Genomic DNA, 21435 nt, shown 5'->3' on the forward strand with positions numbered 1-21435 from the left:
GAGTTGTCGCCGCGTTACACCGGCAAGTTCACCGAGTGGTGCCGCTCACGGGCTCACCGCGCGGTATCGCCCCTGCGCAGCCGTGCTCACCGATAAATTGAACATGTGCGGCCGGAGGCCGACCCAGCGGAAGGAGCGCGATGGTGCAGACCGATACCGGTGAGTTCGAGGGGCGCGGCGGCATGATCTTCTGGCAGGCCTGGGTCCCCGCGGACCGGGTGCGCGGGGTGATCGCACTCGTGCACGGGGTCGCCGAACACTCCGGAAGATACGAGCACGTCGGAAAGCGGCTGGCGGACAGCGGTTTCGCGGTCTATGCGCTCGATCACATCGGACACGGGCGTTCGGATGGCCGCAGGGCGAACATCGGCTCGATCGATGGTGCGGCCGACAACGTCGTGACAGTGCTGGATCTGGCCTCGGGGCGGTATCCCGGCGTGCCGCGTTTCGTCCTCGGCCACAGCATGGGCAGTCTGATCACCCTCTACCTGGCCACCCGCGCCCCACTGGACGTGGCCGGAGTCGCGATCTCCGCACCCCCGCTGGACATCTCCGCGGGCAGCGCCCTGCAGCGCGCCCTGGCTCCCGTACTGAGCCGATGGACGCCGAATCTCGGTGTACTACAGCTGGATTCGTCGATGATCAGCCGCGATCCCGAAGTCGTTCGCGCCTACGACGCCGACCCCCTGGTGTTCAGCGGCAAACTCCCCGCCCGCACCGGCGCGGAGATCCTGCGGGCCACCGAGACCGTCACCGCCCGGCTGGACCGGCTGACCGTGCCCACTCTGGTCCAACACGGCACCGAGGACGCCCTGGCCGCACCGTCCAGCGCGGACACCGTCGAACAGCGCGCGGGTGCGAAGGATCTCACCGTCATCCGCTATCCGGGCCTCTACCACGAGATCTTCAACGAACCCGAGCAGGACGCGGTACTCGGCGACCTGGTCGGGTGGTTGGAGAAGCATTTGACCGCCCGGTAGCATCCGGCCATGAGCACTCCCACCGAGGGCCGCGTCGCCTTCATCCGCGCCAGCTGGCATCGGCCCATCGTGACGCAGGCGTACGAAGGTTTCCTGGCCGAGTACCGCGACCTCGGCTTCGATCCGGCGGCCGTCGAGGTCTTCGACGTGCCCGGGGCGTTCGAGATCCCGCTGCACGCCCAGCGGCTGGCCCGTACCGGCCGTTACAGCGCGATCGTCGGCGCGGCCCTGGTCGTCGACGGCGGCATCTACCGGCACGACTTCGTCGCCTCGGCCGTCATCGACGGACTCATGCGGGTGCAGCTCGACAACGACGTGCCGGTGTTCTCGGTGGTGCTGACCCCGCACCACTTCCACGAGCACAGCGAGCACGTGAACTATTTCACCGAGCACTTCCTCACCAAGGGCGCCGAGGCCGCCCGCGCCCTGGCCACCACGCTCAGCTCGCTGCACACTCTGCCGGTGAACTGACTCGGCGGATTTCGGGCCTGTCCACGGCAACGGCCCGGTGACGCAACGGGTTCGCGGGTCAGCCGGTGCCCTCGGCGGTCACCGGTCCGGCGAGACGGTCGGCGCGGATGTTCAGATACCGTTGCCGGGGAAGGGTTTTGGCTCGATTCGCGGCACTGCGGTAGACCTCGCGCGCGGCGTCTCGATCACCGAGCAGCTCCAGCAGATGCGCTCGCACGGCATCGATCCGGTGATCGTCCGGCAGCCGCGGGGCGAGGCCGTCGACCAGGGCCAGCCCGGCCCGGGGACCACGGGACATCGCCACGGCGACAGCATGATTCAAGGCCACGACCGGATTGTCGCCGAGTGCGAGCAGCCGTTCGTAGAGCGCGGTGATCTGCGGCCAGTCGGTGTCGGCGTACTCGGCGGCCTCATCGTGCACGGCGGCGATCGCGGCCTGCAGCTGATACGGCCCGACCGGCCCGCGCGGCAGCGTCTCGGTGATCAGCGCGATGCCCTCGGCGATATCGCCCGCGCGCCACAGCGTTCGATCCTGATCGGCCATCGGAATCAGCTCGCCGCCCGCACCGACCCGCGCCGGCCGACGCGCGTCGGTGAGCAGCAGCAACGCCAGCAATCCCGCGGCCTCGCGGTCATCGGGCAGCAGACGATGCGTCAGACGGGCCAATCGGATTGCCTCGCTGGATAATTCGTCTCGATACAGCAGCGGGCCCGCGGTCGCCGAATAGCCCTCGGTGAAGATCAGGTACAGCACATGCAGCACGGCGGCCAGACGCTCGTCGCGCTCGGCGGCCGACGGAGGTGCGAACCGGACTCCGCTGTCCCGGATGGTCGTCTTGGCCCGGCTGATGCGCCGGGTCATGGTCGCCTCCGACACCAGGAACGCGCGGGCGATCTCCCCGGTGGACAGGCCGCCGACCGCCCGCAACGTCAACGCGATCTGCGACGGCGGTGACAATGCCGGATGGCAGCACATGAACAGCAGGATGAGCGTGTCATCGGCGTCGGCGGGCGCGCGATCCGCGGGCGGCGCCACCCGATCCCGCGCCGGCCGCCACCCCGCGACCACGTCCTCGCGCCGCCGTCGCGCCTGATCCCGGCGCAGCAGATCGGTCAGCCGCCGGGCCGCGACGGTGATCAGCCAGCTCAGCGGTTCCTCGGGAATGCCCTCGCGCGGCCACTGGGTCGCGGCGGCCAGCAGCGCCTCCTGCACCGCGTCCTCGGCGGTGTCGAAATGTCCGTAGCGCCGGACGATCGCACCGAGGACCTGCGGCGTGAGCTTACGCAGCAGGTCCTCGATATCGTTGCGGGAGTTCACAGCTCGTCGGCAGACTCCGCGATGGGACGGATGTCGGCATAGGCGTGGGCGACGGCCTGCGGCGGTCCCGGGCAATCCCGCAGCCGCTCGGCGATCTCGGTGGCGCGGTCGAAGCTGACGCACTCGACCACCCAGTATCCGGCCAGCACCTCCTCGGTCTCCGCGAACGGCCCGTCGGTGACGAACGGCGTCCCGTTGCGATTGCCGACTCGGCGGGTGTGCGCGGGCGCGGTCAGCCCGCGCGTCTCCACCAGTTCGCCGGACGCCTCCAGATCCTGATTGAACTTCGTCATGAACGCGTGCAACCCGGCGAAATCCTGCGGCGTCCAGGTGGACTCACCGGACCCGCCCATCCCGTCGTAGTCCCGCTGCGATCCGTAGCTCAGAATCATGTACTTCACGGCGGTCTCCTTCCGATCAGCACCCGTGTGGCGCTGTCAACAGGTACGTCGAAGCCGCTGTCCATTCTCGGACATCCCTTCGCCGATTCCTCGAATTGCCGCGAAATCGCCGCCGAGGGCGACGTCAGCCCCGCAACGCCCGGTAGGTCAGATTCAGGAAGTCCGCCCCCAGCGGGATCTGCCAGTCACCGGCCACGATGATGTTGCTGCTCTGCACGAACAACAGTGCGACCAGATCGTGCCGCGGATCGGCGATCCACCAGGTACCGAAGCCGCCCGGCCAGGACACCGCCCCAACTCCCGGACCGATGCCGTCCTGCCGGGTGCGGACCTGCACGCCGTATCCGAAACCTTGTTCCTCCCACATGGTTTGCCCCATCGGCGGGTTGAACGGCGGGTCGGCGTGCTGCGCGGGCGTGAGCCGATCACGCGCCATCGCGTCCACCGTGTCGCCGGTCAGGATCCGGGTTCCGTCGAGTTCGCCACGTCCGAGGATCATCCGGGCGAAACGCGCGTAGTCGTCGACGGTGGAGACCAGGCCCGCGCCACCGGACGCGAACCGCGGCCGCTGCGCCCACGCCGTGGTGTCCGGGTGATCGAGCACCTCACCCACACGCGAGTACAGGACGGTGAGACGTTCGCGGCCGGATTCGGGCACCACGAATCCGGTGTCCACCATGCCCAGCGGCTCGAAGATCCGTTCGGCCAGCACCGTCTCGAACGGCTGACCGGTGATCCGGCCGATCAGCACGCCCAGCACATCCGAGGCGGTGTGGTAGCGCCACAACTCGCCGGGCTGGGCGATCAGCGGCAGTTCGCCGAGTCGGCGCATCCACTCGTCCGGATCCGACGACTCGGCGGGGATGCCCAAGGCGCTGGCGACCGGATCGGCGGTGAGCGAGAACAGTTGCGGCGCAATGGCGGACCGTCCCCAGCCCAGCCCGAACCGATAGGTGAGCAGATCCTCCAGGGTGATCGGCCGGGACGCGGGCACGACGTCCTCCGGCGCGCCTTGCGGATCGCGCATGACCTTGCGATCGGCGAGCTCGGGCAGCCAGCGATCCACCGGATCGGACAGCCCGATCCGGCCCTGTTCGACGAGTTGCAGGGCGGCGACCGCGGTGACGGGTTTGGTCATCGACGCCATCCGGAACAGCGCGTCGCGCCGCATCGGTTGCCGCGCTTCGCGATCCCGCCAGCCCGCGGTGTCCACCTGAGCGAGTTCCCCACCTCGGTGGATCATCGCGACCAGACCCGCGACCTCACCGCGGTCGGCGTATCCCGTCAGCGTTCGGCTCAGCAGTGCCAGACCATCGGCCGAAAACCCGTTCGCCACAACAGTTCCTTTCCGTTCACCGTCGAGAGCGACAACCGGGTTCGCGCGCGGTTATTCCCGTCGGCGCAGCGCCAGCGCTCCCAGACCCGCGAGCACCATGTACACCCCGACCACCCACAATCCGGCGCGCTGGGTGCCGGTGAGATCCTTCAGCCAGCCGGTGATGTACGGGGCCGCGAATCCGCTGATGTTGCCCAGCGAGTTGATCAGGGCGATACCGCCCGCCGCGGCCGCGCCGGACAGGAAGGTGCTCGGCAACGCCCAGAAGGTGGGCAGCGCCGCGAGCACGCCCACCGCGCAGACGGTCACCGCGGTCATCGCCGCGAACGGGTTGCCCAGATAGAGCGCGGCGGGAATGGCCAGACCGCCGATGATGGACGGCAGCGCGACATGCCACCGCCGCTCCCCGGTCCGGTCGCCGTGCCTGCCCCACCACACCATCGCGACCGCGCCGATCACGTACGGCACCGCCGTGATCAGCCCGCGCTGCACCACCGAATAGTGCGTCCCGTACTGCTGCTGGAATCCGGCGATGATGGTCGGCAGGAAGAAGCCCAGCGCATACAGCCCGTAGGCGATTCCGCCGTAGATCGCGGCCAGGCCGAGGATGCGCGGATGGGTCAGCGCCCGGCGTAACGTCCAGTGCTCGCCGTGGGCCAGTTCGGCCTCCTCGCGCATGATTTCGCTTGCCAGCCACTCCCGTTCGGGTGCGTTCAGCCAGCCGGCCTGCTCGGGTCGATCGGTGAGATAGAACCAGGTGAGCACGGCCAGAATCAGCGCCGGGACACCCTCGACCAGGAACATGAACCGCCAGCCGCTCAGCCCGAAGATGCCGTCGCCGTACTGGATGACCAGGCTCGACAGCGTGGAGCCGACCGCCGTGGAGATCGGCACCGCCACCATGAACATCGCGACGATCCGAGCGCGATACCGCTGCGGGAACCAGTACGTCAGATACAGCAGGATGCCCGGGAAGAATCCGGCTTCGGCGACACCGAGCGCGAATCGCAGCACGATCAGCACGGTCGCGTTCGGCACGAACACCATCGCGGTCGCGATCACGCCCCAGCTGAGCATGATTCGCGCCATCCAGCGCCGCGCGCCGAACCGGTGCAGCGCCAGATTACTGGGCACCTCGAGCACCAGATAGCCGAGGAAGAAGATGCCCGAGGCGAAGCCGAACGCGGTCTCGGACAGCGCGAGATCATGTTTCATCCCGCTGGGACCGGCGAACCCGATGTTCACCCGGTCCAGATAGTTCACGAAATACAGCAGGCCCAGGAACGGCACCAGGCGCAGACCGACCTTGCGCAGCGTGGTCCGGGAGACATCGGTGGCTTCGAACACCTGCGTACTGTCGTGTCCGGATTGCCGGATGTCAAGGGGTGTTGCCGTGCGCGGTCATCCGGCCGGGTAGACCGCGATCTCGACGAGGTTGCCGTCCAGGTCACGGCAGTAGTGCGACACCATCTCGCCCAGCGCACCGGTCCTGACCACGGGCCCCTCGGTGATCTCCACCCCGCACGCGGTCAGATGCCCGTGCACCTCTTCGGGCGTCGCGGTGGTGATGAAGCACAGATCTCCCGCCCCGGCTGCGGCCACCACACCGGTCAGCCACGCCGGATCGTCCACGGCCAGGTCCACCGGCCGCAGATTGATCTTCTGCCTGCCGAACATCAGCGCGGTGCGCCCGGCCGGGCCGAACGTCTCCACCCGCATCCCCAGAACCCGCTCGTACCAGGCGGCGGTGGCCGCGACGTCCCGGCAGTTCAGGACGATGTGGTCGAAGCGTTCGACGTCAAATCCCATGCGCCGCACGCTACTCCACTCGAGCGGGTCGAGCCGGATCCGTCGCGGTGATCCTCGACTCCACGCTCCCGATATACGGAACCATGAGTTCCGTTATCTGATACATTCGGAACCGTGAGTTCCGGAACAGACGAACCCCGGCTCGGCAGACCCCTGTCCGCCGAGACCGATCGCGCCGTCCGGTCTGCCACACTCGCCCTCCTCGACGAGGTCGGATACGCGGGGCTGCGCGTGCAGGACGTGGCCACCCGCGCGGGAGTCGGCAAGGCCGCGCTCTACCGGCGCTGGCCGTCCAAAGCGGCGTTGGCGATGCATCATCTGATCGGCGATCTGGCGCCCCGGACCTATCGCGACACCGGCAGCCTGCGCGGCGACCTGCGGGAGGTGGCGGCCGATTTCGTCGCCCGGATGGCGAATCCTCGGGTGCAGGCCGTGCTGCCGGAGCTGTTCGCGGACCTGGTGCGCGAACAAGCGCTGCAGAGCGTCTTCGAGGAGGTCTGCATCCACCCCGAGCAGACCCTCATCCAGCGAACCGCCGAACGCGCGGTCGAACGCGGCGAACTCGCTTCCGTCCCGGATGTGCGCTGGGCACACGCGCAGTTCTCCGGACCGGTATTCGGGTGGTTGTACCTGCTCGGCGGCCACGGCGACGCCGCCTTGATCGACCGGGTCGCCGAGTCCGTGCACGCGACCTGGATCACCGAAGGGAAGAAGATATGAACGGCTGGTTGTGGGCGGGACAGATCATTCTGGCCGCCGCATTCATCCTCGGCGGCGGCGTGAAGATCGTCCTGCCGAAGGACAAGCTGCACCCGATGATGCCGTGGGTGCAGGACCTGTCCGCCAACGCCGTTCGCGGCATCGGCGCGATCGAGGTGATCGGCGGCGCCGGGGCCCTACTGCCCTGGGCGACCGGCATCGCCACGATCCTGACCCCGATCGCGGCGGTCGGGCTGGCGCTGGTCATGGTGGGCGGATTCATCACCCATGCCCGGCGTAGCGAATTCTCACGCACGCCATCCAATCTCGTGCTTTTCGTCATCGCCGTACTGGTGGCGATCGGCCGATTCTGACCTCGGGCGGCGGGCCGCGCCTGCGGCCCGCCCCCGCTCAGATCTGCTTGCGGTGCGGCACGAACTCGAGGGTCAGCAGCGCCACGGCGGTGAACACGATCTCGCGCCAGCGGATCAGCACGTAGCGCTGGTTGCCGAAGGAGTTGAACTTGCGCAGGAACCGGTACAGCGATTCGAGCCGGATCATCGGGTCCAGCACCCGGGCGAGCAGATACAACGCCTGACGCGAACGGGTGCGCTCCTTGTCGCTGTAGAGCTCCGGGAACGCGGCGAAGGCCAGCGAGATGCGGTGCACGCCGCGTTCGCGACCGTACGCGACCAGGTCCACGATCATGCGCTCGTCCAGGCCGTTCGGGGCGTCCTTGCGCCGCCACGGCACGTCCAGGCTCAATTCGCTGCCGCGGTTGGCCTCGCCGTACCGCTGGAAACCGACGACCCGGTCGTCGCTGTCCCGAGCGATCACCACCAGCATGCCCGGATGACGACCGTCCAGCAGATGGTCCAGGATCATCGAGAATCCGCGGGTCTGGCGGCCGTGATGCCATTCGTCGACGATCGCGAACAGGGTCTGCCGCAGCGCCTCGCTCAGCTCCCGCTCGGGAATGATCTCGGTGCTCACCCCGAAGTTGCGGGTGCGGCTCACCGCCTGGCGCAGGTTGCGGAATTTGCGGCCCAGCATGTCGAAGCCGTCGACCTCGACGACCACATCGCGTCCGATCGGAATCGAGTGCAGCCCACGGTGTTCCGCCGCCCGGGTGCGCCACAGCTCGGACACCTCCGGGCTCGCGCCCAGCACAGCGACCCGCCAGCCGTGCGCCATAGCGTATGCGGAGAATTCCGCGATCAACGTCCCGAAGACCGCGCGGTCGCCGACTGGATCGCCCGCCACGACCGCGATGCCGAATCGGGTGCGGTAACCGATGGCCGCGGCGGAGCTCGCGTCGAAGAAGTAGGACTTGGACGAGTGCAGCGCGAACGGCGCGAGCGGATCGCCCGCGGTCGCGTCGACCAGCGCCGCGACCCGCAGTTGATGTTCGGGCTGCGGCCGTGAGCCCTGCGGCAGCATCATGATGAATCCGGTCGAGGCCAGGAAGACGAAACCGACCGCCGGATGCTCCGCGCGATACGAGATGTTCGACATGCCGAGCACGATCACCGCGACGGTGACGTGCGGCAGCGTGATCGGCCGCCGCAGATGCAGCCCGCGCGCCACGAACAGCCCCGACAGCGAGGCCGCCACGAACCAGCCGCGATCCACGCCCTCGCGCGAGGCCCGGTCCGCCGCATACACCAGCACCACGCCGACCAGCAGCAGCACCACGATCAGCGGCAACCGCACCGCCCGGGTGGGAGTGAGGACGACTTGCCGGTAGGTGCGATAACCGGCGACTGCCGAGTTGAGGTCCGCCATGTCACAACCCCCGCTGGGGCAGGAATTCGAGCTGGTGGGCGTGTTGCACGTCCACGAACATCCTCGACATGGTGGTCCTCCCGATGGTCGCGTCCTCACGAACACACTATGCGGAACGCAGGTTCCGGGTCGCTGGACCCCATGGGTTCGGCGATGCGGCGGTCCGCACCGCCCGTCGATCCCGGTCATTCCCTCGGCTCGGCGCCCGCCCGCCGATCCGGACATGCCTCGGCGGCGCAGTTGCATGCGCGTCTATCAACCGATATCGCAAGAAACTTGTTCCCCGCAACAGGTTTATGTGTTGTCCCGCACTGCAATACGAACACGATTATAAAACAGCAAATAACGGGCAATCCACCCTTCTTCGCGCAGCCCACCTCCGCGCCCGGAGCCCGGCCATAAACCGGCTCCACCTGGTCTTTCAGCTAATTCTCAGGTAGCCGGCCCGACACCGAACAGAGACCCGACCGCCACCCGCACGCCACCTGCCGGGTACGCCGCCGCGCACTGCCCCGACCGACCGGGCAACGCGAGGGAAATTCAGCCCTGTGAACTTCCTCTCACAACTCTTGCGCGATATCGCCCTGCGCGGCCAGGAGGTCCTCGCCGTGGTCGTCGATCCATGCGCCCAGGGCTGCCATCGGCCCGGCGACCAGGCTGGATCCCAGATCGGTCAAGCCGTACTCGACGCGTGGCGGCGCCTGCGCGTACCGGCGGCGTTCGATCAGGCCGTGGCCGAGCAGGCGGTGCAGCGCCTGGCTGAGCGCGTTGTCACTGACGCCACCGATCCTCGCGCGCAGTTCCCGCCGACGCAGCGGCGCCTCGCGCAGCGCGACCAGCACGACCGGATCCCAGGTGTGGGCGAACAGATCGGTCGCCGCCCGCAACCGGCAATCCGCGACCAAGTCGTGGCAGTGCGGTTCGTAACTGCTCATCGTGCGATGATCCCCCGCCCGTTTCGCACCGATCGGTGTGTATCGATTTCTCTACCGTAGCCGCGGATCGGTAGCGAACGACATGAAGGAGTCATCGATGCGAATCGGAATTCTCGGTACGGGCACGCTGGCCGCCGCACTGGGCGGCCGCTGGGCGCGAGCCGGACACGAGATCGCCATCGCCGGGCGATCACTGACCAAGGCGCACACACTCGCCGACGGTCTGGGCCGCGACGTACGAGCGACCGCGGTACCGGAGGCGGTGATCGACGCCGATGCGGTCCTGCTCGCGGTGGCTTGGAGCGGCGTGCCGGACATCCTCCGCAGTGCGCAAGCATCCGCGGGCACACTGGCCGGTAGGACGCTGATCGATCCGACCAATGCCGTGCACCACGGCGTCGGCGTACTGCAGACTCCGGCCGACGGATCCGGTGCCCAACACATCGCCGAACTCGCGCCGGGCGCGCACGTGGTCAAGGGCTTCCACCTGTTTCCGGCCGAACAGTGGAGCGATCCGGCGAGCCCGGCGGTGACCGTCGCGATCTGCGGAGATCACCCGGATGCCCTGCGCACCACCGAAACTCTGATCCGGGACGCGGGCGCGGAAGCCGTCGTGCTGGGCGGACTCGACCGCGCCCGCCAGCTCGAGGAGGCCGCGGGATTCGTCATCGGCCTCGCCTTCCACGGCATCGATCCGCGCGCAGCGGTACCGCACATCCCGACCCGGGTCGCGGCAGCCTGATCCGACGCCGTCGAGCAGGCCCGAATCCTCACTCCCCGCCGAACACCCGCTCCACGACCGTCTTGGCACGCCGGGTCACACGCATGTAGTGGTCCAGGAATTCGCTGCCGTCGTCGTTGGGCCACCCCGCGACCCGGGCGACCGCCGAGAGCAGGCGGCCGGGGCCCGGCAGTTGGTCGGCGGATTTGCCGCGGACCAGGACCAGCGCATTGCGGGCCTTGGTCGCGGTGAGCCAGGCGTCGCGCAGCAGGGCGACGTCGGTGGAGTCCAGCAGATCGGCCTGCTCGATGGCGTCCAGCGATTGCAGGGTGGAGGTGTTGTGCAGGGAGTGGACCTCGTGCGCGTGACGCAACTGCATCAACTGCACGGTCCACTCGATATCGGCCAGACCGCCGCGACCGAGTTTGGTGTGCGTGGCCGGATTCGCGCCGCGCGGCAGGCGTTCGGAGTCGACCCGGGCCTTGATGCGGCGGATCTCGCGAACCGCATCGGCCGAGACGCCCCCGGCCGGATACCGCACCGCATCGATGACGTGCAGGAATCGCAGTCCGAGCTGCTGATCCCCGGCAACCTGATGGGCGCGCAGCAGTGCCTGCACCTCCCAGGGCTGGGCCCACTGCCGGTAGTAGGCGTCGTAGGCGGCCAGTGTGCGCACCAGTGCGCCGTTGCGGCCCTCGGGTCGCAGACCGGCGTCGACCTGCAGCGGCGGATCGGTACTGGGTGCGCCGAGCAGTCGCTGCACCTGGTCGGCGATCCCGATCGACCATTTCACCGCGACCGTCTCGTCCGCGCCGGGACGCGGATCGCAGACGAACAGCACATCCGCGTCCGAGCCGTAGCCCAGTTCCAGACCGCCGAGACGGCCCATGCCGATCACCGCGAAATCCGCCGGAGCCTCGTGCCCCATCTCGGCCTCGCTCGCGCGGATCACCGCGCGCAGTGACGCCTCCAGCACCGCCACCCACACCGAGGACAGCGCCGAACACACCTGCGGCACCTCGAGCATGCCCAGCACATCGGCCGAGGCGACCCGGGCCAGCTCGTGCCGACGCAGCGAACGAGCCGTTGCCACAGCACGTTTGGGTTCCTCGTAACGCGCCGCTCCAGACATGATCCCCCCACGTACATCCGCAGCCTTCGGGCTCAACAACAATGGTCCGCTCGGGCCGTCGGCGAACATCCGGATCGTCTCGGGCGCGTTGATCAGCAGATCGGGCAAGTAGGCCGAGGAACCCAGCACGATCATCAGCCGCTGCGCGATCGCGCCCTCGTCGCGCAACTCGCGCAGGAACCAGGTCTGATCGTCCAGGCCCTCGGACACCCGGCGATAGGCCAGCAGGCCCTGATCGGGATTGGACGTCTCACCCAGCCACTCCAGCAGCGTCGGCAGCAGCAGCGCCTGGATCCGGCCCTTGCGACCGATCTCGCCGGTCAACGCCTTGAGATGGCTCAGCGCGTTCTCCGGATCCGCATAACCCAGCGCCGCGAGCTGACGGACCGCGGCGGCGGGACTGAGCCGCAACGCATCGGCGTCCAGCCGCGCCACCGAGTCCAGCAGCGGCCGATAGAACAACTTGGCGTGCAGCCGACGCACCCGCACCGCATTGCGTTTGATCTCGCTGGCCAGCACGCCGACCGCGTCCTGCCGCCCGTCCGGGCGCATATGCGCCGCGCGAGCCAGCCAGCGCATACCCTCTTCGTCGTCGAACGCGGGCAGGGTGTGCGTGCGCTTGAGCCGCTGCAGTTGCAGACGATGCTCGAGCAGCCGCAGAAATTCGTACGACGCGGTGAGATTCGCGGCGTCGTCGCGGCCCACGTACCCGCGATCGGCCAGCGCGGTCAGCGCCTCCACCGTGCCCTGTGCGTGCAGCGACTCATCGGCCTTACCGTGCACCAGCTGCAACAACTGCACCGCGAACTCGACATCGCGCAGACTGCCGTGCCCCAGTTTGAGCTCACGCTCGCGCAGGTCCTCGGGAACCAGATCCTCCACCCGGCGGCGCATCGCCTGCACGTCGGCGACGAAATCGGGTCGTTCCGAAGCGGTCCAGACCATCGGCATCAGCGCGCTGCGGTACTGCTCGCCCAACGCGAGATCACCCGTGGCGGGACGATTCTTCAACAGCGCCTGGAACTCCCAGGTCCGCGCCCAGCGCTTGTAGTAGGCGACGTGCGCGTCCAGCGTGCGCACCAGCGCACCGGCCTTACCTTCGGGCCGCAGCGCGGCATCCACCTCGAAGAACGCGCTCGAGGCCACCGACATCATCTCCGCGGCCAACCGGCTCGCGGTGGCGTCGGCGGGTTCGGCGACGAAGATGACATCCACATCGGAGACGTAATTCAGTTCGCGCGCACCGCATTTGCCCATCGCGACCACCGCCAGCCGCACCGGCACCGGCTGCTCCGGGCACACCCGCGCCACCGCGACCGACAGCGCCGCGGTCAGCGCCGCATCGGCCAGATCGGTCAGCTGCCGCCCCACCTGCTGATACGGCAGCACCGGCTCGTTCTCCACGGTGGCGGCCAGATCGATCGCTGCCAGCAGCATCAGCTGATCGCGATATCGCTTGCGCAGCAACGCGACCGCCTCCGGCCCCGACACCTCGGCGCGATACAGCATCGGCCCGGCGTACTCCCCGGTCTCCGGAACCGCGCGCACCGCATCGAGCAGATCGGCGATCAACTCCTCGCGCGCGGGCAGCTCCGCACGCCGCAACAGCTGCCAGCATTCGGGATCGGCCACCAGATGATCGGCGAACGCACTGGACGAACCGATCAGCGAAAACAACCTGCCGCGCACGGCGGTATCGGTACGCAGAACCGAATCCAGTGCCGCCCAACGCGTTCCGAGCTGCTCACGCAACCGGATCAGGGTCAGCAGCGCCAGGTCGGCGTCGGGCGACCGGGACAGCGCCCACAACACGGGAATGCTTTCGACGTTGTCCCACGCCAACTCTCGCAGTGACTGCGCCGCGGTCGGCTCGAGAAGTCCGAGCCGACCGACGCCGGGCACTACGGGACGGGCGGTCGGTGGCCGTACCATGCTGCCAAAATTACACGGTCACACCACGCCACCGCCGTCGCATACCCAGGTTGGCGAGAAAATGTTCTCGCTTCGTGGCGCAGCCGCTACGACGGGCGAACTTCCCGCATCCGGGCCGGGCACGCGGCTACAGCCCGAGGTACTCCTTGAGTTCGAAGGGCGTCACCTGCGCGCGATAGCCGGCCCACTCCCGGCGCTTGTTGCGCAGGAAGAAATCGAACACGTGCTCACCGAGCGTCTCGGCGACCAGCTCGGAACGCTCCATCACCCGCAGCGCGTCCTCGAGGCTGGTCGGCAGCTCCTTGAAGCCCATCGCGCGACGCTCGGCCGCGGTCAGCGACCACACATCGTCCTCCGCCTCCGGCGGCAGATTGTAGCCCTTCTCGATCCCGCGCAGACCCGCGGCCAGCAACACCGCGAAGGTCAGGTACGGATTGCAGGCAGAATCGGGGCTGCGAACCTCGACCCGGCGCGAGGAGGACTTGTTCGGGGTGTACATCGGAACCCGAACCAGCGCAGAACGATTCGACCGGCCCCAGGACGCCGCGGTGGGCGCCTCACCGCCGTGCACGAGCCGCTTGTAGGAGTTCACCCACTGGTTGGTGACCGCGCTGATCTCCGGCGCGTGCTCGAGGATGCCCGCGATGAACGCCCGCGCGGTCTCGGACAGGTTGTTCGGATCGTCCGGGTCGGCGAAGGCGTTGGCCTCCCCCTCGAACAGGCTCAGATGCGTGTGCATGGCCGAGCCGGGATGCTCCGGGAACGGCTTGGGCATGAACGTCGCGCGCACGCCCTCGTCGATCGCCACCTCCTTGATCAGGTAGCGGAAGGTCATCACGTTGTCCGCCATCGAGAGCGCGTCGGCGTAGCGCAGGTCGATCTCCTGCTGGCCGGGCGCGCCCTCGTGATGGCTGAACTCCACCGAGATACCCATCGACTCCAGCGCGTCGATGGCATGCCGGCGGAAGTTCGGCGCGGAATCGTGCACCGCCTGATCGAAGAAGCCGCCGGTGTCCGCGGGAATCGGCGGGGTGCCGTCCTGCGGGCTGTCCTGCAGCAGGAAGAACTCGATCTCCGGATGTACGTAGCAGCTGAAGCCGAGATCACCGGCCTTGTTCAGCTGACGCCGCAGCACGTGGCGCGGATCGGCCCACGACGGCGAGCCGTCCGGCATCGCGATGTCGCAGAACATCCGGGCCGAATGCTGATGGCCCTTGCTCGTCGACCAGGGCAGTACCTGGAACGTGGACGGATCCGGTTTGGCGACCATATCGGCCTCCGAGACCCGGGCGAAGCCCTCGATGGCCGAACCGTCGAACCCGATGCCCTCCTCGAAGGCGCCCTCGAGCTCGGCCGGAGCGATCGCCACCGACTTCAGATACCCCAGCACATCGGTGAACCAGAGTCGCACGAACCGGATGTCCCGTTCCTCCAGTGTGCGCAGCACGAATTCCTTCTGGCGATCCATAAGCGCGAGCGTAAGCATCCGGCGTTAAATCCGTGTTACATGGCGAACAGTGTTCAATTGCGTCGCCGAACCGTGTCATCCACAGGTGAGGCCCTGAGCGGGCTCCTTCAGGTCGATCAGGTAGCTGGAGACCGCATCGTCCACGCACGGCACGCCGCCGGACAGGAACACCGTGTGCCTGGTGCCGCGGTTGGTGATCAGGTCCGCGCCGAGCTGCTGGGCCAGATCCACACCCGCCTGGTACGGGGTCGCCGGATCGTTGGTGGTGGAGATGACCACGGTCTTGGGCAGGCCCGGAATCGCGAGTTTGTGCGGATTCTCGGTGTTGGGAACCGGCCAGAACGCGCACATCTCCAGCGGCGCCTGGCTGGTGCCGTGCCCGTCGTCCAGGAACGGCGCGACCTTGCGGTACTCGGCGTCCTCCTGCGCGACCACGGCGCGATCCTTGATCGCCGGATCGTCGACGCAGTGGATGGCCAGGAACGCGTCCTGGGAATTGTCGTAGGTGCCGTCCTTGCTGCGGCCGTCGTACAGATCGGCCAGGCGCAGCAGCACATCACCCTGACCGTTGCGCAGCTGGATCAGTCCGGCGGTGAGCAGGTCCCAGTTGTCGCTGGCGTAGAGGGTGTTCTGCACGCCGGTGATCGCGTCGCCGTAGGTCAGCTGGCGGCTCTCCTTGGTGGGCGCCGGGTGGGCCCACAGCGGTGCGAGGAGTTTCTGGAACTGCGCGGTCGCCTGCGCCGGGTCGGTGCCCAGCGGACAGTCGGTCTTCTTCACGCAGCTCTGCACGTACATGTCGAAGGCCTTCTGGAAGCCCGCGGCCTGATCGATCGACTCCTGTTGCGGCTGCTGCTCCGGATCGACCGCGCCGTCCAGCACCATCGCGCGCACCTTGTCCGGGAACTTCTCCGCGTAGCTGTAGCCCAGGCGGGTGCCGTAGGAGTAGCCGACGTAGGTCAGCTTCGGATCGCCCAGCACGCCCCGGATGATGTCCATGTCCTGCACCACCTCGCGGGTGCCGACGTGGGCCAGGAAGTCGTTGCCGGTGCGCTGGGTGCAGTGCGTCGCGAACTGCTTGTCCTCGTTCTCCTGCGCGGCGATCCCGGCGGCGTTGTTCTCCTTGGGCGCTTCGGCGCGCTGCTCGTCCCACTCCTTGCCGGTCAGACATTTGATCAGCGGTGTCGAGTTGCCGGTGCCGCGCGGATCGAAGCCGATCCGGTCGAAACGCTGCGCCAGCGGGGTGTCCTGTCCCTGCTGCACCATCCAGAGGCCGGACTCGCCCGGTCCGCCGGGGTTGAACATCAGCGAACCGATCTTCTGGCCCGTCGCCTTGATCCGCGACACCGCGATCTGCGCGGTCGACCCGCCGGGATTGCCGTAGTCGACCGGGACGCTGACGTGCGTGCACTCGGCGGCCTTGGGCATTCGCTCGTCCGCACTGCCGAACCCGGCGCAGCTGCCCCACTTCGGGGTCTGCTCGTAGAACTTGTTCAACGCCGCCGCCGACGGCGTCGACGAGGTTTGCACGGACTGCTCCTTGGACGACGTGGAGCAGGCGGCAGCCACACAAACCAGGGCCAGCACCGCCGCGACACGACCGGATCGCAACAACGACATGACCACGATCCTTGCATCTCTACCTGTGTGATGAAGTCCATGGTGCAGCGCCCTTCGCCGGGTGTCGGCCCGGTGGCATGCTGAGGAGGTCACATCAACCCGGGGACCCACTGGGCCTCGAGGAACCGACGAAAGGGACGATGATGTCCACAACTGATGCGGAAACCCCTGCTTACGGCGCTGCGCCGCAGACTTCCCGGCGGAAGACGCGAGTGCAGCACCTGCAGCAGATGAAAGCCGCCGGGGACAAGTGGGCGATGCTCACCGCCTACGACTACTCCACGGCGAAACTGTTCGAAGAGGCCGGAATTCCCGTCCTGCTGGTCGGGGATTCGGCGGCGAACGTCGTCTACGGCTACGACACCACCGTGCCGATCACCGTGGACGAGCTGATTCCGTTGGTGCGCGGCGTGGTTCGCGGTGCGCCGCATGCGCTGGTGGTCGCGGATCTGCCGTTCGGCAGCTACGAGGGCTCGCCGCAGCAGGCCCTGGCCACCGCCATCCGGTTCATGAAGGAGGGCGGCGCGCACGCGGTGAAACTCGAAGGCGGCGAACGTGTTTCGGACACGATCGCCACTCTCGTGGCCGCCGGTATCCCGGTGATGGCGCATATCGGGTTCACCCCGCAGAGCGTCAACACCCTGGGCGGATTCCGGGTGCAGGGCCGCGGTGACGCCGCGGACCAGCTCGTCGCCGACGCGATCGCGGTACAGGAGGCCGGGGCGTTCTCGGTGGTCATGGAGATGGTGCCCGCCGAACTGGCCGGGCAGGTCACCCGCAAGCTGACCATCCCCACCGTCGGCATCGGCGCCGGCACGGACTGCGACGCCCAGGTACTGGTCTGGCAGGACATGGCCGCGTACACCAGCGGGAAGACGGCACGCTTCGTCAAGCACTTCGCCCAGGTCGGCGACCAGCTGCGCAGCGCCGCGGCCGACTACGCCGACGAGGTCCGCCGCGGGGTGTTCCCGGGCCCCGAGCACACCTTCTGATCCTTCGCCGACGGACCGGACAGTTCTCACACTGCCGAGAACTGTCCGGTCCGGACGGATCGACAGCGCACGCGGCAGGGTCCGCCAGGTTTCGCGATGCGTCTCGGGGGGAAATGTCGGGCTACCGCGTCGTCATCGGCACGGCATCCGCGCTCGGGCCGAAAGGTGCGGGGCGAGTGGATCATCCCGGTGATCGATGACGACGGCCGGTCACGGGCGAAGGATCCGCCCGACTGTCGGACCCGATGAAGGAGGGGGCGATCCATGGCCCAGAACGGCACGTATCTGTGTGACAACCAAGGTGATTCGGCCGCCGGTTTCGGACTGGGCTCGGGGGATCTGGGCATTCCGTTCCGATTGTCCGATGGGACATGGGGTTACGTGTTCGGTGACTGTTTCACCAACCAGGAGGCCACCGATCCGTACATCGGTAGCCCGGTCATGGTGTACCAGAACACATTCGACGGTTCGGGACAGACGCCGATCACGTTCACCGGAGCGCAGCCGAGTCCGACCGTCGCTCAGCTGTTCGGCTATCAGCACCGGGCGGACAACGGATTCGGTAACGAGGTCAGCCGGATTCCCAATGACGCAATAGCTTTGAGCCAGGACGGTCGCAACCGGCTGTTCATCCAGTACACCTCGGTCGCCCAATGGGTCGCACCGGGCAGCGCCGACGACGGCTCACTACAGGGCGGCGTCGCGTATTCCGACGACGGCGGCGCGAGCTGGCGCGATTTCGACCAGCACTGGCCGGGCAGCGCCAAGGGCGGCAACGGCAGTCCGGAACTGATGTGGAGCTTCGCCGGTGTCGACCCCGACGGGTACCTCTACATCTTCAGCAAGCCGTGGAACGGCAGCCACAACTACAGCGGCGACGGCGGCCGGATCCAGTTGTTCCGCTATCGGCCCGCGGATTTCTTCGACGGCAATCTCGCCGCGCGCGAGAACTGGGTCTATCAGGGTGACACCTGGCAGTGGCTACCGGCCGCCACCGCTGCGGCGACCTCGATCTTCGCCCCCGGCAACAACATCGGCGAGTTCTCGGTGAAGCGGATCGGCGAACTCTACGTGATGAGCTATTTCGACACCACCGACTACAGCATCCGCACCCGCACCGCCGCCCGCCCGGACCAGCCCTGGTCCGATCCCAAGACGCAGGTGGTCGGCGACCGCGGCTTGTCGCCGTCCCGGTGGCGGCGGCCGGTGCTGAAGAACCTGTACGGCGGCTACATTCATCCGGGCAGCCCCGATTCGTCGAACCTCACGTTGATCATCAGCGCCTGGGACGGCACCGCGGGCCACCGGCCCTACACCGCGACCCAGTGGTCCGGTCTGTCGGTCTGACCGACGGCCCGCGCGTTCCCCTCCCCCGGGAGCGGTGCGGTCGCGAAGGTGGTGTGCTGATCGCCGACGGTGGCAGACTCGATGCCGACGGATACGAATTTCGAACGAACGAACACGAGCAAAGGATGCAGATGTCGCAGAGCCGTTGGATGACTCGCGGGACGATCGGGTCCATGGGAATCGCGGCGGTGGTGTTGCTGATCGCCGGATGCGGGTCGAGTGGCACACCGGCACCGGCCGGCTCCAGCGGTCCGACCTCGTCCGCCTCGACCTCGGCCTCGGCCACGGCGACCACGTCCGCGGCCGTCAGCACCTCGCCGCAGGCCGACCCGGACGACCCGATCGCCCAGAAGCTCTGCGACGAAATCAAACCGCAGCTCTCGGACTGGCGAGTGCAGGGCCCCTCGCTCAGCGGCACGGCGCTCAACATCGCCGTGCACGAATGGGCGCTGCGCAACGGCGGGCTCGCCATGAGCGCCCGCGTCCTGGCCGACAAGCCGATGATCGATCGCATCACCACCAAAACCTGTCCCGACGTCCGCACCGAGGCCCTGCAGGCACTGAACCTGCCGAACTTCGCCTCGGGCATCCTGTTCTGATGCGCACCCTGTACCCGCCCCTGGAAGTCAACCGGCACGGCATGCTGGACGTCGGCGACGGCCAGCACCTGTACTGGGAGGAGAGCGGGAATCCGGACGGCAAACCGGTCGTCTTCCTGCACGGCGGCCCCGGCGGCGCGACCGTGCCGTTCCACCGGCAGTTCTTCGATCCGCAGGCATACCGGATCGTGCTGTTCGACCAGCGCGGCTGCGGCCGTTCCACACCGCACATCGCCGACGGCGCGAGCCTGCAGACCAACACCACCTGGAATCTGGTCGCCGATATCGAAAGGCTCCGAACCCATCTGGGCGTCGACCGTTGGCAGGTGTTCGGCGGATCGTGGGGTTCCACACTCGCCCTGGCCTATGCGCAGACCCATCCCGACCACGTCACCGAGCTCGTGCTGCGCGGGATATTCCTGTTGCGGCGCAAGGAGATCGACTGGTACTACAACGGCGCGGCCGGATACGTCTACCCGGACGAGTGGGAGAAGTTCCTGGCCCCGGTTCCGCCGGACGAGCGCGACGGTGATCTGGTGGGCGCCTACCACCGGCTGCTGCACTCCCCCGACGAGGCCGTCGCGACCGCCGCCGCGGTGGCATGGACCTCCTGGGAAAGCGCCACCAGTGCACTTCTGCCGCAACCGGATCGGGTCGCCGAGACCGCCGAACCGCGTTTCGCCCTGGCTTTCGCCCGCATCGAGAACCACTATTTCGTGAACGGCGGATTCTTCGACGAGGCGCAGTTGCTGCGCGATATCGACCGCATCGCCCACATTCCCGGCGTCATCGTGCAGGGCCGCCACGATATCGTCTGCCCCGCCGTGAGCGCCTGGGATCTGCATCGGGCCTGGCCGAGTTCGCGACTGCACATCGTGCCCGACGCCGGACATGCGGCCAGCGAGACCGGGATCGCCCATCACCTCGTCGAAGCCACCGACAAGTTCCGGGAGATCTGATGGCCAGCACCGCCGGTTCCGCCCTCACCACCGTCCTCGACGACGACGTCGAGCGGCTGTTGCGTGCCGAACCGGCGGTGCGCCGGGACGCACCGGACTCGGTGCACGCCATGCGGGTGTCCACCCGCAGGCTGCGCAGTGTGCTGCGGTCCTATCGCCGCCTGCTCGAACCCGGTCACGTCCGCGAGATACGGGACGAATTGCGGTGGCTGGCAGGAATTCTCGGCGTCGCCCGGGATGCGGAGGTGCGCGGTGAACGCTTCGCGGCCCTGCTCGAGGAGCATCGCGGCGACCAGGACACCGACAACCCGGACGACCCGGCCGCGGCCCTGCGCCGCACGGTGTCCGAACTGGTCGAGAACGAACGCGCCGCCTACACCGCCGCACACGCGGTGGTACTGACCGAACTCGACGGCGACCGCTACGCGAGCCTGCGCCAGGCACTGCTGGATCTGCGCAGCGCTCCCCCGCTGGTCGCGCGCCGCGCCGACGCCGAGGCGAGCCGGGCGTTCGGCAAGGTGCTGCACGCCGACTTCGACCAGCTGCGTTCGATGGTGGAGCAGGAAACCACGATGCACGCCGATCCGGCGATCAGCGAGGACGAGCGCATCGAACACCTGCACGAGATTCGCAAGTCCGCCAAGCGATTACGCTATTGCTCCGAGGCAGCTGCCGATGTCCTGGGCGGTCCCGCGGCCGAATTGGCGCTGCGCGCCAAGAAATTACAGTCCGTACTCGGCGACCATCGCGACGCCGTCGAGGCCATGGCGGCCATTCGCACCGCCGCGGCCCATTCCGGAACCCCCGATACCTCCCCCTTCGACCGCCTCTACGAATCCGAGGCCGTGGCGGCCCGCAAGGCGCTCGAACAATATTCCGCCGCAGCCGATTTCGTCCGGCAACGCGACAAGAGCCGATAACGTCCGAACCTTTC

At 67.9% G+C, this 21435-nt stretch carries 20 protein-coding genes; 10 read left to right on the forward strand and 10 right to left on the reverse strand.

The window, feature by feature from the left end; genetic code table 11:
* The first annotated feature begins 140 nt into the window (after positions 1-140).
* A complete protein-coding gene (locus K7711_RS42140) occupies positions 141-980 on the forward strand; it encodes an alpha/beta hydrolase (protein WP_222977841.1) in 840 nt (279 codons plus the stop codon).
* Positions 981-989: 9 nt separating this feature from the next.
* On the forward strand, positions 990-1451 hold the full coding sequence (locus K7711_RS42145; protein ID WP_222977843.1) for a 6,7-dimethyl-8-ribityllumazine synthase: 462 nt from the start codon (positions 990-992) through the stop codon (positions 1449-1451).
* Positions 1452-1509: 58 nt separating this feature from the next.
* On the opposite strand, the gene K7711_RS42150 is transcribed toward K7711_RS42145, so the two are convergent.
* From K7711_RS42150 to K7711_RS42170, 5 genes are all read right to left on the reverse strand, one after another.
* Positions 1510-2769: an RNA polymerase sigma factor gene (locus tag K7711_RS42150; RefSeq protein WP_222977845.1), complete on the reverse strand. Its 1260-nt coding sequence runs from the start codon at positions 2767-2769 to the stop codon at positions 1510-1512.
* The gene (locus K7711_RS42155) at positions 2766-3161 is read right to left on the reverse strand and encodes a YciI family protein (protein ID WP_235748670.1); all 396 of its coding nucleotides are present in this window, start codon (positions 3159-3161) and stop codon (positions 2766-2768) included. Before K7711_RS42155 ends, K7711_RS42150 begins: the two co-directional genes overlap by 4 nt.
* Positions 3162-3294: 133 nt before the next feature.
* Positions 3295-4506, reverse strand: a complete 1212-nt coding sequence (locus tag K7711_RS42160) for a serine hydrolase domain-containing protein (protein ID WP_222977849.1) — start codon at positions 4504-4506, stop codon at positions 3295-3297.
* 51 nt (positions 4507-4557) lie between these two features.
* Positions 4558-5853: an MFS transporter gene (locus tag K7711_RS42165; RefSeq protein ID WP_222977851.1), complete on the reverse strand. Its 1296-nt coding sequence runs from the start codon at positions 5851-5853 to the stop codon at positions 4558-4560.
* A gap of 54 nt (positions 5854-5907) precedes the next feature.
* Positions 5908-6315 carry a VOC family protein gene (locus tag K7711_RS42170; RefSeq protein ID WP_222977853.1) on the reverse strand — a complete coding sequence of 136 codons (408 nt, stop codon included), beginning with the start codon at positions 6313-6315 and terminating at the stop codon, positions 5908-5910.
* Between the two features lie 114 nt (positions 6316-6429).
* Here K7711_RS42170 and K7711_RS42175 point away from each other — a divergent pair, with 114 nt between their 5' ends.
* Both K7711_RS42175 and K7711_RS42180 read left to right on the forward strand, forming a co-directional pair.
* The gene (locus K7711_RS42175) at positions 6430-7035 is read left to right on the forward strand and encodes a TetR/AcrR family transcriptional regulator (protein ID WP_222977855.1); all 606 of its coding nucleotides are present in this window, start codon (positions 6430-6432) and stop codon (positions 7033-7035) included.
* On the forward strand, positions 7032-7388 hold the full coding sequence (locus K7711_RS42180; protein ID WP_222977856.1) for a DoxX family protein: 357 nt from the start codon (positions 7032-7034) through the stop codon (positions 7386-7388). The genes K7711_RS42175 and K7711_RS42180 overlap by 4 nt, the downstream gene beginning before the upstream one ends.
* 37 nt (positions 7389-7425) lie before the next feature.
* Here the strand turns inward: K7711_RS42180 and K7711_RS42185 are convergent, their stop codons facing one another.
* Positions 7426-8799, reverse strand: coding sequence for a bifunctional lysylphosphatidylglycerol flippase/synthetase MprF (locus K7711_RS42185; protein ID WP_222977859.1), 1374 nt, complete (start codon positions 8797-8799; stop codon positions 7426-7428).
* 560 nt (positions 8800-9359) lie between these two features.
* Complete coding sequence (locus tag K7711_RS42190; protein ID WP_222977861.1) at positions 9360-9734, reverse strand: winged helix-turn-helix transcriptional regulator; 375 nt, start codon at positions 9732-9734, stop codon at positions 9360-9362.
* A gap of 82 nt (positions 9735-9816) precedes the next feature.
* On the opposite strand from K7711_RS42190, the gene K7711_RS42195 reads away from it, so the two are divergent.
* A complete protein-coding gene (locus K7711_RS42195) occupies positions 9817-10476 on the forward strand; it encodes an NADPH-dependent F420 reductase (protein WP_268929747.1) in 660 nt (219 codons plus the stop codon).
* A 28-nt stretch (positions 10477-10504) separates the two neighbouring features.
* On the opposite strand, the gene K7711_RS42200 is transcribed toward K7711_RS42195, so the two are convergent.
* The 3 genes from K7711_RS42200 to K7711_RS42210 form a co-directional block, all read right to left on the reverse strand.
* Positions 10505-13519 carry a bifunctional [glutamine synthetase] adenylyltransferase/[glutamine synthetase]-adenylyl-L-tyrosine phosphorylase gene (locus K7711_RS42200; RefSeq protein ID WP_222977864.1) on the reverse strand — a complete coding sequence of 1005 codons (3015 nt, stop codon included), beginning with the start codon at positions 13517-13519 and terminating at the stop codon, positions 10505-10507.
* A 127-nt stretch (positions 13520-13646) separates the two neighbouring features.
* A complete protein-coding gene (locus K7711_RS42205; protein ID WP_222977865.1) occupies positions 13647-14987 on the reverse strand; it encodes a glutamine synthetase family protein in 1341 nt (446 codons plus the stop codon).
* 75 nt (positions 14988-15062) lie between these two features.
* Complete coding sequence (locus K7711_RS42210; RefSeq protein ID WP_222977866.1) at positions 15063-16604, reverse strand: alpha/beta hydrolase; 1542 nt, start codon at positions 16602-16604, stop codon at positions 15063-15065.
* 143 nt (positions 16605-16747) lie between these two features.
* On the opposite strand from K7711_RS42210, the gene panB reads away from it, so the two are divergent.
* The 5 genes from panB (at position 16748) to K7711_RS42235 (ending at position 21421) form a co-directional block, all read left to right on the forward strand.
* On the forward strand, positions 16748-17596 hold the full coding sequence (panB, locus tag K7711_RS42215) for a 3-methyl-2-oxobutanoate hydroxymethyltransferase (RefSeq protein WP_222977867.1): 849 nt from the start codon (positions 16748-16750) through the stop codon (positions 17594-17596).
* A 264-nt stretch (positions 17597-17860) separates the two neighbouring features.
* Positions 17861-18943, forward strand: a complete 1083-nt coding sequence (locus K7711_RS42220; RefSeq protein WP_222977868.1) for a DUF4185 domain-containing protein — start codon at positions 17861-17863, stop codon at positions 18941-18943.
* 131 nt (positions 18944-19074) lie between these two features.
* Positions 19075-19542, forward strand: a complete 468-nt coding sequence (locus K7711_RS48135) for a hypothetical protein (protein ID WP_235748655.1) — start codon at positions 19075-19077, stop codon at positions 19540-19542.
* The gene (pip, locus tag K7711_RS42230) at positions 19542-20501 is read left to right on the forward strand and encodes a prolyl aminopeptidase (RefSeq protein ID WP_222977869.1); all 960 of its coding nucleotides are present in this window, start codon (positions 19542-19544) and stop codon (positions 20499-20501) included. The genes K7711_RS48135 and pip overlap by 1 nt, the downstream gene beginning before the upstream one ends.
* Positions 20501-21421: a CHAD domain-containing protein gene (locus K7711_RS42235; RefSeq protein ID WP_222977871.1), complete on the forward strand. Its 921-nt coding sequence runs from the start codon at positions 20501-20503 to the stop codon at positions 21419-21421. The genes pip and K7711_RS42235 overlap by 1 nt, the downstream gene beginning before the upstream one ends.
* The last annotated feature ends 14 nt before the right edge of the window (positions 21422-21435 follow it).

The organism is Nocardia coffeae (genome assembly GCF_019890715.1).
Classification (GTDB): domain Bacteria; phylum Actinomycetota; class Actinomycetes; order Mycobacteriales; family Mycobacteriaceae; genus Nocardia; species Nocardia jiangxiensis.